The sequence below is a fragment of the Delftia sp. UME58 genome (assembly GCF_014170385.1).
Taxonomy (GTDB): domain Bacteria; phylum Pseudomonadota; class Gammaproteobacteria; order Burkholderiales; family Burkholderiaceae_C; genus Comamonas; species Comamonas acidovorans.
In genome coordinates this window covers 84,054-98,946 of the sequence record NZ_LZZV01000105.1, presented here as the reverse complement: position 1 = coordinate 98,946, position 14,893 = coordinate 84,054, and the positions used below count along the sequence as shown (strand labels likewise).

15 protein-coding genes and 1 riboswitch are annotated in these 14,893 nt (G+C 66.4%); of the genes, 6 read left to right on the top strand and 9 right to left on the bottom strand.

What is annotated here, in order from left to right:
* Window positions 1-27: 27 nt before the first annotated feature.
* Window positions 28-426 carry a DUF2069 domain-containing protein gene (locus A9976_RS27290; protein ID WP_016451330.1) on the bottom strand — a complete coding sequence of 133 codons (399 nt, stop codon included), beginning with the start codon at window positions 424-426 and terminating at the stop codon, window positions 28-30.
* Window positions 427-527: 101 nt separating this feature from the next.
* Between A9976_RS27290 and A9976_RS27285 the strand changes: the two genes are divergently transcribed.
* The gene (locus A9976_RS27285) at window positions 528-1,880 is read left to right on the top strand and encodes a YihY family inner membrane protein (RefSeq protein ID WP_183021571.1); all 1,353 of its coding nucleotides are present in this window, start codon (window positions 528-530) and stop codon (window positions 1,878-1,880) included.
* On the opposite strand, the gene A9976_RS27280 is transcribed toward A9976_RS27285, so the two are convergent.
* Window positions 1,877-2,230, bottom strand: a complete 354-nt coding sequence (locus A9976_RS27280) for an Mpo1-like protein (protein ID WP_183021570.1) — start codon at window positions 2,228-2,230, stop codon at window positions 1,877-1,879. The two genes, A9976_RS27285 and A9976_RS27280, sit on opposite strands and share 4 nt — an antisense overlap.
* A gap of 216 nt (window positions 2,231-2,446) precedes the next feature.
* On the opposite strand from A9976_RS27280, the gene A9976_RS27275 reads away from it, so the two are divergent.
* Window positions 2,447-3,268: an alpha/beta fold hydrolase gene (locus A9976_RS27275; protein ID WP_183021569.1), complete on the top strand. Its 822-nt coding sequence runs from the start codon at window positions 2,447-2,449 to the stop codon at window positions 3,266-3,268.
* 29 nt (window positions 3,269-3,297) lie between these two features.
* Here A9976_RS27275 and A9976_RS27270 read toward each other — a convergent pair whose 3' ends face one another.
* Complete coding sequence (locus tag A9976_RS27270; RefSeq protein WP_183021568.1) at window positions 3,298-4,107, bottom strand: alpha/beta fold hydrolase; 810 nt, start codon at window positions 4,105-4,107, stop codon at window positions 3,298-3,300.
* A 22-nt stretch (window positions 4,108-4,129) separates the two neighbouring features.
* Window positions 4,130-5,428 (bottom strand): O-acetylhomoserine aminocarboxypropyltransferase, encoded by a 1,299-nt coding sequence (locus A9976_RS27265; protein ID WP_183021567.1) that lies wholly within the window; start codon window positions 5,426-5,428, stop codon window positions 4,130-4,132.
* A gap of 106 nt (window positions 5,429-5,534) precedes the next feature.
* Between A9976_RS27265 and A9976_RS27260 the strand changes: the two genes are divergently transcribed.
* From A9976_RS27260 to A9976_RS27250, 3 genes are all read left to right on the top strand, one after another.
* Window positions 5,535-5,987: a CBS domain-containing protein gene (locus tag A9976_RS27260; RefSeq protein ID WP_012206758.1), complete on the top strand. Its 453-nt coding sequence runs from the start codon at window positions 5,535-5,537 to the stop codon at window positions 5,985-5,987.
* Between the two features lie 199 nt (window positions 5,988-6,186).
* A complete protein-coding gene (locus tag A9976_RS27255) occupies window positions 6,187-7,713 on the top strand; it encodes an amidase (protein ID WP_183021566.1) in 1,527 nt (508 codons plus the stop codon).
* A 77-nt stretch (window positions 7,714-7,790) separates the two neighbouring features.
* Window positions 7,791-8,756: a tripartite tricarboxylate transporter substrate binding protein gene (locus tag A9976_RS27250; protein WP_183021565.1), complete on the top strand. Its 966-nt coding sequence runs from the start codon at window positions 7,791-7,793 to the stop codon at window positions 8,754-8,756.
* Here A9976_RS27250 and A9976_RS31230 read toward each other — a convergent pair.
* The gene (locus tag A9976_RS31230) at window positions 8,737-9,648 is read right to left on the bottom strand and encodes an AraC family transcriptional regulator (protein WP_220808906.1); all 912 of its coding nucleotides are present in this window, start codon (window positions 9,646-9,648) and stop codon (window positions 8,737-8,739) included. The two genes, A9976_RS27250 and A9976_RS31230, sit on opposite strands and share 20 nt — an antisense overlap.
* 180 nt (window positions 9,649-9,828) lie before the next feature.
* Window positions 9,829-10,314 carry a helix-turn-helix domain-containing protein gene (locus tag A9976_RS27240; protein ID WP_183021564.1) on the bottom strand — a complete coding sequence of 162 codons (486 nt, stop codon included), beginning with the start codon at window positions 10,312-10,314 and terminating at the stop codon, window positions 9,829-9,831.
* A 200-nt stretch (window positions 10,315-10,514) separates the two neighbouring features.
* On the opposite strand from A9976_RS27240, the gene aroC reads away from it, so the two are divergent.
* Complete coding sequence (gene aroC, locus A9976_RS27235) at window positions 10,515-11,612, top strand: chorismate synthase (protein WP_183021563.1); 1,098 nt, start codon at window positions 10,515-10,517, stop codon at window positions 11,610-11,612.
* Between the two features lie 68 nt (window positions 11,613-11,680).
* Here aroC and nrdR read toward each other — a convergent pair whose 3' ends face one another.
* From nrdR to A9976_RS27220, 3 genes are all read right to left on the bottom strand, one after another.
* Window positions 11,681-12,136, bottom strand: coding sequence for a transcriptional regulator NrdR (gene nrdR, locus A9976_RS27230; protein ID WP_012206755.1), 456 nt, complete (start codon window positions 12,134-12,136; stop codon window positions 11,681-11,683).
* Window positions 12,137-12,158: 22 nt separating this feature from the next.
* A complete protein-coding gene (gene glyA / locus A9976_RS27225; protein WP_034396192.1) occupies window positions 12,159-13,406 on the bottom strand; it encodes a serine hydroxymethyltransferase in 1,248 nt (415 codons plus the stop codon).
* Window positions 13,407-13,440: 34 nt separating this feature from the next.
* Window positions 13,441-13,616, bottom strand: a riboswitch (ZMP/ZTP riboswitch).
* A 136-nt stretch (window positions 13,617-13,752) separates the two neighbouring features.
* Window positions 13,753-14,664 (bottom strand): lytic transglycosylase domain-containing protein, encoded by a 912-nt coding sequence (locus tag A9976_RS27220; RefSeq protein WP_088164096.1) that lies wholly within the window; start codon window positions 14,662-14,664, stop codon window positions 13,753-13,755.
* Window positions 14,665-14,893: the final 229 nt, after the last annotated feature.

Here is a 14,893-nt window from a genome sequence, read left to right as displayed (position 1 = left end):
AAGACGTGAAGGCATGAAAACGGGGACTCAGCCGCCGGCCGCCTGGGCCGCGCGGCGCGCGCTGCGCTGGCGCCAGCGCACATGCAGGGCGCAGGCGGTGAACAGCATCAGGCACAGGAAAACTTCGAGCAGCGCCAGCCAGCGGCCGGGGGCGGGGTCGCTCCAGGCGCGCACCACGCCCTCGGTGAAGTAGATCCACACCAGCAGGCTGACCCAGCGGTAGGTATACATGCGGTGCTTGAGCAGGCCGATCAGCGGAATCGCCAGCGGCAGGGCCTTGAGCACCAGCCAGGAGCCCCCGGGCCGCATGGGCGCCAGCCACAGTTCCCAGGCCAGGCTCAGCACGATCAGACCCATGAGGCTGGAGACCGCCAGCCAGCGGGTGGCGGCGACGTCGGCGCCGGGGCGAGAAATGGAATCAGTCATCGGGGTGGCATCATATCGGCCATGGTCTTGACCTTTGAACATGTGATTGCTTGGGTGGCCGCGCCCGCTGCAGACATGCGCCTTGCGGCGGAGATGCGGCGATGAGCGGCGGCCCCGAAAAGGAGCCCGTCGATGGCCTGGAGGACGGCGCCCTGGCGCTGCCCGTTCCTGCCCAGGAGCGCAGCCTTTCCCTGGCGGAGCCGCCCGAGCCTGCGGTGCCGCGATCTTGGCGCGAACGCTGGCGCTGCTTTCCATGGCGCAATACCGCACACACGCTGCGCGAACGCTTTCGCGAGGACCGGCTGGGCGTGACCGCCAGCAGCCTGACCTTCACCACGGTGCTGGCCCTGGTGCCGTTCTTCACGGTGGCGCTGGCGCTGTTCACCGCCTTTCCCATCTTCTCGCGCGTGCAGATCGTGCTGGAGCGTTGGCTGATCGACAGCCTGATCCCCGAGACCATTGCCCGCCAGGTACTGGGCTATCTGACGCAGTTCGCCTCCAAGGCCAGCCAGCTGGGCATGGCGGGGTTTTCCATTCTGGTGATCACGGCGGTGGCGCTGATCCTCACCATTGACCGCACGCTCAACAACATCTGGCGCGTGCGCCAATTGCGGCCGCTGGGCCAGCGCGTGCTGATCTACTGGGCGGCGATCACGCTGGGCCCCCTGGTGCTGGGCCTGAGCCTGGTGCTGTCGTCCTATGTGATGTCGGCCTCGCGCGGGCTGGTCAATGCGCTGCCCGAGGGGTTGCGCTTCATCTTCGATTCCATCGAGTTCCTGGCGCTGGCCGCAGGCATGGCAGGCCTGTATCACTATGTGCCCAACACGGCGGTGCGCTGGCGCCATGCCTGGGTGGGCGGCCTGTTCGTGGCCACCTGCATGGAACTGGCCAAGAAGGCGCTGGGCCTGTACCTGGCGTCCGTACCCACTTATTCGGTGATCTATGGAACATTCGCCACGCTGCCCATCCTGCTGATCTGGATCTACATGGCCTGGGTGATCGTGCTGCTGGGCGCCGTGGTCACGGCCTACCTGCCCATCGTGATGGCGGGCGTGCAGCGCATGCCGGGCCAGCAGGGCTGGCAGTTCGAGATGGCCGTGGAGATCCTGCAATACCTCGCACAGGAGCGCGAGTCGCCCGCCAAGGGCTTGTACGCCAGCGATCTGGCGCGGCGCCTGCGTGTGGACTGGCAACAGATCGACCCGGTGCTGCAGGCGCTGTCGGTGCTGGACTGGGTGGGCACGGTGCAGGCCCCCGGCGCAGTGGCGGCCAGCGAAGGCCCCGAGCCCCGCTACATGCTGCTGGTGGAGCCCCATCGCACGCCGCTGGAGCCGCTGGTGCAGCGTCTGCTGCTGGCGCCGTCGCCGGCCGTGCAGCCGCTGTGGGATCGCACGGGGCTGGCCGCAATGACGCTGGCCGATCTGCTGGAGCAAAGGGCGCAGGCCCCGGTCTAGAGCGGGATGCGGCCCGTCAGGATGTCGCGCCACATCACCCAGTCGCCGCGAAAACTGTAGAGCGGGCGCTTGAAGCTGGCGGGCCGGTTTTTCTCGAAGCCGAAGTGTCCTATCCAGGCAAAGCCGTAGCCGAACAGCAGGCCGCCCAGCAGGAACCAGAAATCGCCGGTCAGGAACAGCGCGAACAGACACAGCAGCGCCAGCGTGGAGCCGACGAAGTGCAGGCGCCGGCAGGTGCGGTTGCTGTGCTCCTGAAGATAGAACGGATAGAACTCGGCAAAGCTCTTGAACTGGCGCGGGTCCACGGCGGCCTGTGCGGTGCCGGGCAGGGGAGCGGAAGCGTGTGACATGGCAGGCCTTCGCGTGCATGGGATGGCTTCAACTTATACGCCGCTCCCCGGGGCTGCACCATCGGAGGAACCCGCGCGCCAGGACTCGCAAAAGCTGCCCCTGGAGAGGCAAAAACTGCCGCATCTGGCGTTGCGCGTCACCCCGGCGTCGCCTGCCGGCGGCATGCAGGCGCATGATGTCTGCCGGGCCGGCACCGACCGGCATGGAGTTTTTCGATGCCTTCCTCGTGCATGACCGACATCCCTGCATCCCTGAACGAAATCCGCATTCCCACGCCCCAGGGCAGCATCTACGTCAGGCGCTGGCATGCGCCAGTGGCCGGCGAGCAAGGCCCGGCGCCCGCGCCCATCGTGCTGCTGCATGACTCGCTGGGCTCGGTGGCGCTGTGGCGCGATTTCCCGCAGCAACTTGCCGAGGCCACGCGGCGCGATGTGCTGGCCTATGACCGGCTGGGCTTTGGCCAGTCCGACCCCTATCCGGGCGCGCTGGGACCGGGCTTTGTGGCCCAGGAAGCAGAGACCGTGTTCCCGGCCGTGCACCAGGGGCTGGGTCTTGGGGATTTCATTGTGCTGGGCCACAGCGTGGGCGGCGGCATGGCCGCCATGGTGGCGGCCCGATATGGCGCGCAGTGCAAGGCAGTGGTCACGGAGTCCGCCCAGGCCTTTGTGGAAGATCGCACCTTGCAGGGCATTCGCGCGGCCCAACAGGATTTCGCCCGCCCCGGCCAGCTGGACCGCCTGGCGAAATACCATGGCGACAAGGCGGCCTGGGTGCTGTCTGCCTGGGTCGATACCTGGCTGTCACCGCCTTTTGCCGACTACCGGCTGGACGAGGCGCTGGAGCGCGTGCGCTGCCCGGTGCTGGCCATCCATGGAGAGCACGACGAGTTCGGCTCCCTGGTCCACCCCGAGCGCATCCGTGACCGTGCCAGCGGCCCGGTGGAGGTGGAGATCGTGGCCGGTGGCGGCCACGTTCCCCATCGCGAGCAGCCCGAGCGCATTGCCCAGCGCATCGCCCGCTTCCTGGCGCGCGTCTGAGTGCTCGCGCGCCGCTGGCGGCGCCCGGTTCAGCGCGCCAGAAAGTCCCTGATGGCGAACAGCGTCTGCTCGGGCGCTTCCGTCATCTGGTTGTGGCCTGAGGGCAGTTGCACGATCTGCACCTGCCGGCCTGCCGCCCTGGCCGCATCGATCAGGCCCCTGGCGGCCTTGGGCGGGGTCATCTGGTCCTGCTCGCCCAGTGCGAACAGCACCGGGCATTGCAGGGCGGCCATGGCCGCCTCGCCGCCTGCGTAGCTGTCGCAGGCCTTGAAGCCCGCATGCAGCAAGTTCGTGCCGGCATTGCTGGCCAGCACGCGCCGGCCCAGCGCCATGCCGGCGCCGAACACCCAGCTGCCCGCGCCATTGGGCGGTGCCAGCGTGGCGCGCGAGAACACATTGACCATGCGGATGGCCTGCTCCGGCGTGCTCAGCGCGGAGTCCAGCAGGGCGGGCGAGACCTTCATCGGATAGGCCGTGCCCACCAGCACGAGGTGGCTGGCGCGCGCGCCCAGTCGGGCGGCCGCTTCCATGGCGATCAGGCTGCCCCAGCTGTGGCCGACCAGCGCGGCCTTCCCGATGCCTGCCGCATCCATGAGCTGGCCGATGAAATCCGCCGCTGCCTCCACGCTGGCGGGCGCGTCACCCGCGCTGCGGCAGTGGCCGGGCAGGTCTATGGCCAGCACGTTCCAGCCGTGGTTTGCCAGGTAGCGGCTTTGCAGGGCCCAGACGCTGTGGTCGCACAGCACACCGTGGATGAGGATGGCCGTAGGCTGGGCGGGGTTGAAGGCCTTGCCGCCCGTATAGGCGTAGATGGCGTGGCCCTGAACATCGATCTTCATTGTTGGTATCTCCCTTGTCGGCTCACGCTGCCTTTTCAGCGGCCTTGAGGGCGCGCTTGAGGTCATCGATCAGGTCGTCGGCATCCTCCAGTCCGATGGACAGGCGTATCGTGCCCTGGCCGATGCCGGCCTGGGCCAGTGCTTCGTCGCTCATTCGGAAATGCGTGGTGCTGGCCGGATGGATCACCAGACTGCGGCAGTCGCCCACGTTGGCCAGGTGGCTGAAGACCTTGAGCGTCTCGATGAACTTGCGCCCCTGGTTGCGGTTGCCCTTGATGTCGAAACTGAACACCGAGCCCGCGCCGCGCGGCAGCAGCTTCTTTGCCAGCTGGTGCGAGGGATGGGTGTCCAGCAGCGGGTGGCCCACGCGGCCCACCAGCGGATGGCTGGCCAGGAATTGCACGACCTTCTCGGTATTGCGGATGTGGCGCTCCATGCGCAGCGGCAGCGTCTCTATGCCCTGCAGGATCAGCCAGGCCGTGTGCGGGCTCATGCAGGCGCCGAAGTCGCGCAGGCCTTCGCGCCGCGCGCGCAGCAGGAAGGCGCCGGTGCTGCTTTCCTCGCTGAACACCATGTTGTGGAAGCCGTCGTAGGGCTGGGTCAATTCGGGGAAGCGCCCCGACTTTTCCCAGTCGAAGCTGCCGCCGTCCACCACGATGCCGCCGACCACGGTGCCGTGGCCCGACAGGAACTTGGTGGCCGAGTGGTAGACGATGTCCGCGCCATGCTCCAGCGGCTTCATCAGCCAGGGCGAGGTGAGCGTGGAGTCCACCAGCAGCGGCACGCCGGCTTCATGGGCAATGGCGCTGATGGTGGGGATGTCCAGCACATCCAGGCCCGGGTTGCCCACCGTCTCGCCGAAGAACAGCTTGGTGTTGGGGCGCACCGCGGCACGCCAGCCGTCGATGTCGCCGGGCTTGACGAAGGTGGTCTCTATGCCGAAGCGCGCCAGCGTGTAGTGCAGCAGGTTCTGCGACCCACCGTACAGCGCCGTGCTGGCCACGATATGGCTGCCCGCGCCCATGAGCGTGGCCACCGACAGGTGCAGCGCCGCCTGGCCGCTGGCCACCGCGATGGCGCCCACGCCGCCTTCCAGGGCCGAGACCCGCTGCTCCAGCACAGCGTTCGTGGGATTGGAGATGCGGCTGTAGACGTGGCCGGGGCGCTCCAGGTTGAACAGCGAGGCCGCATGGTCGCTGGACTCGAACACGAACGAGGTCGTGAGGTGGATGGGCGTCGCGCGCGCTCCGGTGGCGGGGTCGGGCTGGGCGCCCGCGTGCAGCGCCAGGGTGTCAAAGCCGGGGTCCGAGTAGCCGGGCATTCCTGTCTCCATGGTTGTCAAGGCAAGCGGGCATTGTGGGCTATATTTCCCGTCAGACACGGGCTTGCCGCAACCACGGCGACACAGACAATTTTGGAGATACGGCATGAAAGTAAGTGACATCCTGCGCGTCAAGGGCAACACCCTCTACACGGTGTCGCCGGACGAAAGCCTGGCCAGCGCGGTGCAGGTGATGTCGGAGCGCGATATCGGCTCCCTCGTGGTCATGGAGCATGGCGACGTGGTCGGCATGCTGACCTTCCGCGAAGTGATCCAGGGCTTCGTCAAGCACGGCGGGGTTGGCGAGACGCTGGTGCGCTCGGCCATGGACGACGCTCCCATGACCTGCACCATGGAAACCGACATGGATGAGGTGCGCCGGATGATGCTGGACCGCCATGCGCGCTACATGCCGGTGATGGACAAGCGCATGCTCATGGGCGTGATCAGTCTGTACGACGTGGCCAAGGCCGTGGTGGACAGCCAGAACTTCGAGAACCGCATGCTCAAGGCCTATATCCGCGACTGGCCCGAGGGCGAGCGTCAGGGCGCGGACTGAATGACAGAGCGCCTCTGGCGCTCCAGGCCATCCAGGCCACACACCAAGGCCTCGGCCGCTGCAGGCGGCGGAGGCCTTTTGCTTTTCCTGCACTTGGCAGGCATGGCAGGCACAGGCAATCGGGCCGGCAGGCCGGGGCAGGCGCGGCCGTCGATGGACTTCTACATTGAAGGCACAGTCCATCCACCCAGGAGTGCCCTTGTCCCTCGAACCACCCTCTCTGTTGCAATTGCGCGAAGCGGCCCTGCAGTGCGCGCTGCCTGTGGACAGCGCTTCGCTGGATGCCTATGACCGCCTCGCACAACCCCTGGTTGCCTGCTACCGGCTGCTCGATGCCATCCCTGTCGACGCTGTCGCGTCGACAGGGATACGTGCAGCCCGGCAGCCCGATGCAGCCGAGGATCCACTGAACGCCTGGTATCGCTGCACGGACATCGTCAGTACGGATGCACTGGCGCAGGCCGGTGTACTGGGCGGTCGCGGCGTGGCGCTCAAGGACAACATCTTCCTGGCCGGCGTGCCCATGATGAACGGTAACGCTGTCATCGATGGCTATGTTCCCTCCTTCGATGCCACGGTGGTCACGCGGCTGCTGGCAGCCGGCGCGCGCATCAGGGGCAAGGCGGTCTGCGAGAACCTATGCCTGTCGGCCAACAGCTTCACCAGCGCCAGCGGGCCCGTTCACAACCCGCACCGCCATGGCCATTCGGCGGGCGGCTCCTCATCGGGCTGCGGGGCCCTGGTGGGGGCGGGCCTGGTGGACATGGCCATCGGCGGGGACCAGGGCGGCTCCATCCGGCTGCCGGCCGCGCTGTGCGGCATCTACGGCATGAAGCCGAGCTTCGGCCTGGTGCCCTACACCGGCGCACTGCCGATGGAGCCCACCATCGACCACCTGGGGCCCATGACGGCCTCGGTGGCCGACAACGCGCTGTTGCTGGAGGTGATTGCCGGCGATGATGGCGTGGATCCGCGCCAGCGCAATGTGCGCGTGCAGCGTTACACCGAGGCGCTGGGCCAGCCCATTGCCGGCATGCGCATCGCCGTTCTGGAGGAGGGCCTGGCCATGCCGGGAGCCCATTCCGGGGTCAACCAGCAGGTGCGCCGGGCGGCGGCGCAGCTGGCTCGGCTGGGCGCGGTGGTGGAGTCTGTTTCCCTGCCCGTCCATGCGCGCGCTGCGGGTGTGTGTCGGCCCATCCTGCTGGAAGGTTCCTTGCGCACGGTGTTCGGTGCCGGCGGCTTCGGTACGGGGCGCCACGACCGCTATCCCGAGGATCTCATGGTGCGCTTCCGCGAGGGCCATGCCCAGGCGCTGGACAGGTTGCCCCTGACCATCCGCGCCGCGCTGGTCGCGGGCACGCACCTGACGCGCATGAACGGCCACCGTTACTACGCCCGGGCCATCAACTTCGGCCAGAAGCTGCGCATCGCCTATGACGCGTTGCTGCAGCGCTTCGATGCGCTGCTGATGCCGACCACGCCGTCAGTGGCCCAGCGCCTGCCCGAGGGCCAGGCCGAGACGCTGGACTTCGTGGAAGCGACTGCCGGCATGGTGGGTAATACCCTGCCATTCAACGTCACAGGCCACCCGGCCATGTCGCTGCCCTGCGGACGTGTCGACGGACTGCCGGTGGGCTTGATGCTGGTGGCTGCGCATTTTGCAGAACCCGTCATCTACCGCATCGCCCACGCCTATGAGCAGTCCGTGGACTGGCGCGCCTTGTAGTGCGGATGCGACCACCGATCACCGATCACCGCATCGTCCGTACCGTACCCGCTGGCATCGATGCAAGGGAGAGACCCATGAACAAGTACATCGCCGGCGCCATCATTCTGGCCCTCGCCTCTTTGCTGGCCCACGCGCAAGCCAATGATTTTCCACGTCGCAGCATCACCATCATCGATCCCTACCCCGCCGGCGGCAGCACCGACGTGCTGTCGCGCCTGCTGGGCGAGCAGATGAGCCGTTCCCTGGGCCAGCCCATCGTGGTGGAAGCCCGCCCGGGCGCTGCCGGCACCATAGGTTCTGCCCAGGTGGCGCGTGCCAGGCCCGACGGATACACGCTGCTGGTAGGCAACCCGGGGCCCAATGCCATCGCGGCCAGTGCCTTCTCCAAGCTGTCCTACGACGTGGAAAGGGATTTCGCGCCCATCATGATCGCGGCCACGGTGCCGGTATTGTTTTGCGTGGGCAAGGACTCGCCGCTGAAGAAACCGGCCGACCTGATCGCCATGGGCAAGTCCGGCAAGCCCGCCAACTTCGGCTCCACGGGGCCCGGCGGCATATCGCATATTCTGGGCGAGCTGTTCAACCGCGATGCAGGCACGCACTTCAGCCATATCCCCTACAAGGGCGCCGCCCCCATGTCCGTCGCCATCATGTCCGGCGAACTGGACTTCGGGATGCTCACCGGTCCCGATGCCATGCCCCATGTGCGCGGCGGCAAGATGCGGTGCATTGCGACAGCGGGCGCAGAGCGCTCGCCCCACTTTCCCGATGTGCCCACCTGGACCGAGGCCGGCGTGCCGGGCATCAAGATAGATGTGTGGTTCGGCTATCTTGCGCCCGCAGGAACGCCGGCCGCCATCATCGACAGGCTGCATGGCGCTATGGAGGCTGCTCTGGCGACCCCTGCGGTCAAGAGCCGGCTGGATGAGCTGAGCATTGCCGTCAAGGCAAGCACTCCGCAGGCCTTCGCCCAGCGCATCCGTGCCGACCGGGAGCTGTACGGCGGCATTGTCAGGGCCATCAACCTCCGGCTCGATTGAGCACCGCGCTGGGCGGCACGCCATGGGCCTGACGGAACGCGCGGCTGAAGTGCGAAAAGCTCGTGAAGCCGCAGGCCAACGCCGCATCGGTCACACGCTGTGCCTCGCCTGACTCGAGCAGGCGGTGCGCCTGGTCCACCCGCTCGCTCCAGAGCCAGCGGCTGGGTGTGGAGCCTTCGTCTGCGAACAGGCGTGCCAGGCTGCGCAGGGATATGCCCAGGCTGCTTGCCACCTGCTGCAGCGTCAGCTCCGTGTCGTCAAGGCGCGCCCGCATGTACTGCTTGGCATCGGCTAGCCGGCTTGGCTCGGCACAAGGCCCACTGCTGAGCGTGGCGAACAGCACATGCAGCAGCGACGAGCGCAGATGCGCACCCGCCTTGGTGCCGTGCGGTGAGGGCAGGGCGGCGAGTTGGCGGACCATGCAAGCCAGCAGGCCGGTCGCTGGGCCACCTGCGGGCAGCAAGCGGCTGGCCGGAAGGTCCGGAACCATCCGGCTCAGCCAGGAACGGGGAAGGCGCACGCAGGTACTGGACATGCCCTGTTCATAGCGCCATTCATGCCGCTGGTCGGCATTCCAGAGCACGATGTCGCCCGTGTTCTGAACAAGGCACTGGTTGGCCGTATCCAGGATCACCGGTCCGGCCTCCAGCACGGAAAGAAACATTGCATCCGCCGGCTCGTGGCGCATGCTGCGCGCGCTGGTTCCTGGCGGGCGTGTCAATTGCAGCATCAGCAACCCCCCAAGATCCTGGCTGGCCAGGCGCAAAGGCGTGTCCAGGGCTGCCGGTTGGCTGCTGCGCAGAGCCGGGTACATCAGAAGGTCGGTCAGGCGACTGTAGCTTGCGAAGTTGCCCTGATCGCTGTGGCGCGATGAATCGAAATGAACCTGCATTGGAGAATGCCTCCCGGATAGGGAGCGGGCACCTTCGAAAGTACTCAGCAGGACCCACTCAGGCTGGCAGGCGGATTTTTGCCCATGGAAATTTGTGATCGGACAGCCCGGTCTTTTCGGCGGGCGATAGGGTGCCGCCAGGCTTCCAAGCGTGCGCCGTGGCCAGAAATGACTAGAGGTTCAGCGCCGGGGTTTCAGCAGGGCGCTGGGCGGCATGTCATAGGCCTGCCTGAAGACACGGCTGAAGTGCGAGAAGCTGGTGAAGCCGCAGGCCAGCGCCACATCGGTCACGCGCCTCGCGTTGTCTGCTTGAAGCAGCAGATGGGCCTGGGCCAGTCGCTCGTTCCAGAGCCAACGGCTCGGGGTCAGTCCTTCAGTGGCAAACAGTCGCGCTAGGCTGCGCAGCGACATGTCCAGACCCTGAGCTGCCTGCGAGGGCTTGAGCTCAGGATCATCGAGTCGGGCTCGCATGTATTGCTTGGCCTGGGCAAGCCGGTTGCGGGTTCTGAACTCAGCAGGGCTGGACGAGGTCAGCAGCGTGTTCAGCAGCACGGGCCTGAGGTCCTGCTCCTCGGCATCCTGCTGAAGGCTTGCCGATGGAAAGGGTAATTTGCTCCCAGAATCCTTGCGGTCCTGGCTTTGGGTCGAGTCGGAAGAGGCCTGCATTTCACGAACCTCCCGCAATTTGCGGCTGGTGCCTGTGTGATGATCCGCAGGCGGTTGGAAAAAGGGTGATTTGCAATTTTAACTATGAATGTATGCAATCCGATAGCCATATTGCGTCTCGCTGGGCGATGGCTGCCTGCGCAATGCACCGCCGCAGCGGGGGCGGCGTTTGCGGGCTGCCCGGGCATAATCGTTGGCCTATGAGCGGCAACACCTTCGGCACCCTATTCACTGTCACCAACTTCGGCGAGTCGCATGGCCCGGCCATAGGCTGCGTCATCGATGGCTGTCCGCCCGGCATGGCGCTGAGCGAAGCGGACATCCAGCAAGACCTGGATCGCCGCCGCCCCGGCACCAGCAAGTTCGTGACGCAGCGCAACGAGCCCGATGCGGTGGAAATCCTCTCGGGCGTCTACGAAGGCCGCACCACGGGCACGCCGATCGCGCTGCTGATCCGCAATACCGACCAGCGCAGCAAGGACTACTCCAACATTGCGCAGAGCTTTCGTCCCGGCCATGCCGACTACGCCTACTTCCAGAAATACGGCATCCGTGATCCGCGCGGCGGCGGCCGTTCCTCGGCACGGCTGACGGCCCCCACGGTGGCCGCCGGTGCCGTGGCCAGGAAGTGGCTCAAGGAAAAGTTCGGCACCGAGTTCCGCGCCTGCATGACCCAGGTGGGCGAGTTGTCCCTGCCCTTCGAGGGCTGGGAGCATGTCCCCAACAACCCGTTCTTCGCGCCGGTGGCCGATGTGACCCGCTACGAGGAGTACATGGACGCGCTGCGCAAGTCGGGCGACTCCTGCGGCGCCGCGCTGCGCGTGCAGGCCACCGGCATGCCGGTGGGCCTGGGTCAGCCGCTGTATGACCGCCTGGATGCCGACATTGCCTACGCCATGATGGGCCTGAACGCGGTCAAGGCCGTGGAGATCGGTGCCGGTTTCGACAGCGTGGTCCAGCGCGGCACCACGCACGGCGACTCTCTGAGCCCCGAAGGCTTTCGCAGCAACAACGCCGGCGGCATCGTCGGCGGCATCAGCACGGGCCAGGACCTGGAAGTGCGCATAGGCATCAAGCCCACCAGTTCCATCATCACGCCGCGCGAATCCATCGACGTGCAGGGCCAGAGCACCGAGGTCATCACCAAGGGCCGCCACGACCCCTGCGTCGGCATCCGCGCAGCGCCCATCGCCGAGGCGCTGCTGGCCCTGGTGGTGATGGACCATGCGCTGCGCCACCGTGCCCAGTGCGGTGACGTGGATTCGGGCCTGGCTCCCATCCCTGCCGCCGCGCCCTGAAAGCACACTGCCAGGCCACCAAAGAAAAAGCCGCCCAAGGGCGGCTTTCTTGCGTCCTGCCGGCCTGATCAGCCGGGATTGCGCACCTCATCCATGACGTTCTTGAAATCGTCCACATCCTCGAAGCTGCGGTAGACGCTGGCGTAGCGGATGTAGCCGACCTTGTCGAGCAGCTTGAGCTCGCGCATCACCATCTCGCCCAGGCGGCTGGAGAGCACTTCGCGCTCGCCCAGGTTGCGCAGCCGCTCCTCGATGCGCTCGATCGCGGCATCGATCTGCTCAGTGCTCACGGGGCGCTTGCGCAGCGCGATCTTGAACGAGCCCAGCAGCTTGGCGCGCTCGTACTCGATGCGCCGCCCGTCCTTCTTGACGATGGCGGGAAAGCTGACCTCGGGCCGCTCGTAGGTGGTGAAGCGCTTGTCGCAGCCGCCGCACTGGCGGCGGCGGCGGATGAAGCCCCCATCCTCGGCCTCACGGGTCTCCACGACCTGGGTGTCCGGATGGCTGCAGAACGGGCACTTCATGGCAGGCCTCTATGCGTGCAACTCAGGCGCCGTAGACCGGGAAGCGGGCCGTCAGCTCGGCCACCTGGGCGCGCACGCGGGCCAGGTTGGCCTCGTCGGCGGGGTTCTCCAGCACGTCGGCCAGCAGGTTGGCTGTCAGGCGGGCTTCCTCTTCCTTGAAGCCGCGCGTGGTCATGGCGGGCGTGCCCACGCGGATGCCGCTGGTCACCATCGGCTTTTCGGGATCGTTGGGGATGGAGTTCTTGTTGATCGTCATGTGGGCGGCACCCAGCGCGGCTTCGGCCGCCTTGCCGGTGATGCCCTTGGCGCGCAGGTCCACCAGCATGACGTGGCTTTCCGTGCGGCCGGAGACGATGCGCAGACCGCGTGCCGTCAGCGTTTCCGCGACAACCTTGGCGTTCTTCACAACCTGTTCCTGGTAGGTCTTGAACTCGGGTGACAGCGCTTCCTTGAAGGCCACGGCCTTGCCGGCGATGACATGCATCAGCGGGCCGCCTTGCAGGCCGGGGAAGATGGCGCTGTTGATGGCCTTCTCATGCTCGGCCTTCATCAGGATCACGCCGCCGCGCGGGCCGCGCAGGCTCTTGTGCGTGGTGGTGGTGACCACGTCGGCGTGGGGCACGGGGTTGGGGTACACGCCTGCGGCGATCAGGCCGGCATAGTGGGCCATGTCCACCCAGAAGATGGCGCCGACTTCCCGGGCGATCTTGGCGAAGCGCTCGAAGTCGATGGCCAGGGCGTAGGCCGATGCGCCGGCCACGATGATGCGGGGCTTGTGCTCGCGCGCCAGCGCTTCCATCTTGTCGTAGTCGATGGCTTCTTCGGCATTCAGGCCGTAGGAGACCACGTTGAACCACTTGCCCGACATGTTCAGCGGCATGCCGTGCGTCAGGTGACCGCCTTCGGCCAGGCTCATGCCCATGATGGTGTCGCCGGGCTTGGCAAAGGCCATCAGCACGGCCTGGTTGGCCTGCGAGCCGGAGTTGGGCTGCACGTTGGCGGCCTCGGCGCCGAACAGCTTCTTGACGCGGTCGATGGCGAGCTGCTCGACCACATCGACGTTCTCGCAGCCGCCGTAGTAGCGCTTGCCCGGATAGCCTTCGGCGTACTTGTTGGTGAGCTGGGAGCCCTGGGCTTCCATGACGGCAGGCGAGCAATAGTTCTCGCTGGCGATCAGCTCGATATGTTCTTGTTGACGCAGGTTCTCGGCCTGGATGGCGGCAAAGACTTCGGCGTCGACCTTCTCGACGGTATTGGTGCGTTGAAACATGGCAGTCCTGTGAACTTGAAATTCCCTTGAGGCCAAGGGCTGCCCAGGCGAACGGCGGAACACTCCAGATCCCGCGTGCGCATGGAGGCTGGGCGGTACGCTCCCCGGTGGTTCACAGAAGGTGGTCCTTCTCGGGCCTTCTGCTGGTTTCCACGTCAGCGGCAGCGGTGCGTGAAGCGGCTGCGCCTATCGCCAGTTGCGTACCCCGATAGTGTAGCTGAGCCGGTGGCGCCGAAGACCTGGCAGGGCGTTGCAGAAGGCGTTTGCGTGGGCCACCTGCAGTTGGATCGGGCATGAAAAAAGCTGGCCTCGGCCAGCTGTGCACTCACTATGCCGGGAAGTCAGGCTACAGCGCCGGCTCCTGGGACTGAAGGGCCACCTGCTCGGAGCGGGCAGAGGTGTTGCTCGAGCTGACTGGCACGGCTGCAGGCGCAGCCGATGCTGCCGGGCCCGAGGCCTCGGCCACGGGGGTGGCCGGCTTGGTGGAGGCGATCTGTACGGCCTGCCGGGGCTGATCGACCTTGGCGGTCATCAAAGGCACGGCACGCAGGCCGGCGGCCATGCGCAGGCGCTGGTGCTCGGCCAGCACCTTGGCAGCGTAGCCACCATCGGTGGGCAGGTTGGCCGCGCCCACGTAGTAGCGCAGGCCTCCTTCGATGGAGCCGGCGCGCTCGATGCATTCCTTGAGCACGCGCACGCCCACGCGCAGATTGCTGACCGGGTCGAAGGCAGCGTTCTGGCCACCGAAGTTCTCATATTTGTCGGTATGCACCGTGGTCATCACCTGCATCAGGCCCTGCGCGCCGACAGCGCTTTGCGCAAACGGATTGAAGCTGGACTCGATGGCCATGATGGCCAGGATCAGCGTCGGGTCCAGGCGGTTGACCTTGCCCAGGTCATAGGCCTCGCTGACCAGTGCCGCGATCGGCTCGGGCGCCACGCGGTACTTCTTGCTGAGCCAGAAGGCCACGGCTGCCTGCTCCTTGGGCAGGTTCTTGGGGTTGGTCGCCGTCGCCCGATCGCTGGCAGCGAGTTCGACGGGAACACCCAGCTCGGCCATCTGGCGAGCGGTCAGCCAGGAGCGCAGCTGGCTCTCTCCGGCGTCGCGCAGGTCAGGACGGGCGAACAGGGTGATGGCCATGAAGGCCACAGCAAGGCCCAGCAGGGCGAAGCTGTTGTGGATGATGGCAAGAAAACCGTTGGCCACATCGATGGCGAACGTTCGCGCGGCGGCGAAAAATTTTCCTGACGCTGGCATAGCTTTTTCCTTTCTAGGGGCACCAACCCGAAACGGCCTTCGCCGAAGCGAAGGCCGGTGAGGCTGACACCCTGGATTGGGTGCTGCGGATCCGGGAGGCTGGCGCTTGGTGCACCATTGCGTTGTAGGCCTGCGGGATCTGCTCAGTCGTGAGGCAGCAGAAACAAAAAACGCTCTATTCGAGCGCTGGCGGATTCTAGGAGTTCACCAAATACACGGTCAACACTAT

Coding starts and splice junctions, on each gene's coding strand:
- A9976_RS27290 (WP_016451330.1), bottom strand. CDS start 426: ATGACTGATTCCATTTCTCGCCCCGGCGCCGACGTCGCCGCCACCCGC.
- A9976_RS27285 (WP_183021571.1), top strand. CDS start 528: ATGAGCGGCGGCCCCGAAAAGGAGCCCGTCGATGGCCTGGAGGACGGC.
- A9976_RS27280 (WP_183021570.1), bottom strand. CDS start 2,230: ATGTCACACGCTTCCGCTCCCCTGCCCGGCACCGCACAGGCCGCCGTG.
- A9976_RS27275 (WP_183021569.1), top strand. CDS start 2,447: ATGCCTTCCTCGTGCATGACCGACATCCCTGCATCCCTGAACGAAATC.
- A9976_RS27270 (WP_183021568.1), bottom strand. CDS start 4,107: ATGAAGATCGATGTTCAGGGCCACGCCATCTACGCCTATACGGGCGGC.
- A9976_RS27265 (WP_183021567.1), bottom strand. CDS start 5,428: ATGCCCGGCTACTCGGACCCCGGCTTTGACACCCTGGCGCTGCACGCG.
- A9976_RS27260 (WP_012206758.1), top strand. CDS start 5,535: ATGAAAGTAAGTGACATCCTGCGCGTCAAGGGCAACACCCTCTACACG.
- A9976_RS27250 (WP_183021565.1), top strand. CDS start 7,791: ATGAACAAGTACATCGCCGGCGCCATCATTCTGGCCCTCGCCTCTTTG.
- A9976_RS31230 (WP_220808906.1), bottom strand. CDS start 9,648: ATGCAGGTTCATTTCGATTCATCGCGCCACAGCGATCAGGGCAACTTC.
- A9976_RS27240 (WP_183021564.1), bottom strand. CDS start 10,314: ATGCAGGCCTCTTCCGACTCGACCCAAAGCCAGGACCGCAAGGATTCT.
- aroC (WP_183021563.1), top strand. CDS start 10,515: ATGAGCGGCAACACCTTCGGCACCCTATTCACTGTCACCAACTTCGGC.
- nrdR (WP_012206755.1), bottom strand. CDS start 12,136: ATGAAGTGCCCGTTCTGCAGCCATCCGGACACCCAGGTCGTGGAGACC.
- glyA (WP_034396192.1), bottom strand. CDS start 13,406: ATGTTTCAACGCACCAATACCGTCGAGAAGGTCGACGCCGAAGTCTTT.
- A9976_RS27220 (WP_088164096.1), bottom strand. CDS start 14,664: ATGCCAGCGTCAGGAAAATTTTTCGCCGCCGCGCGAACGTTCGCCATC.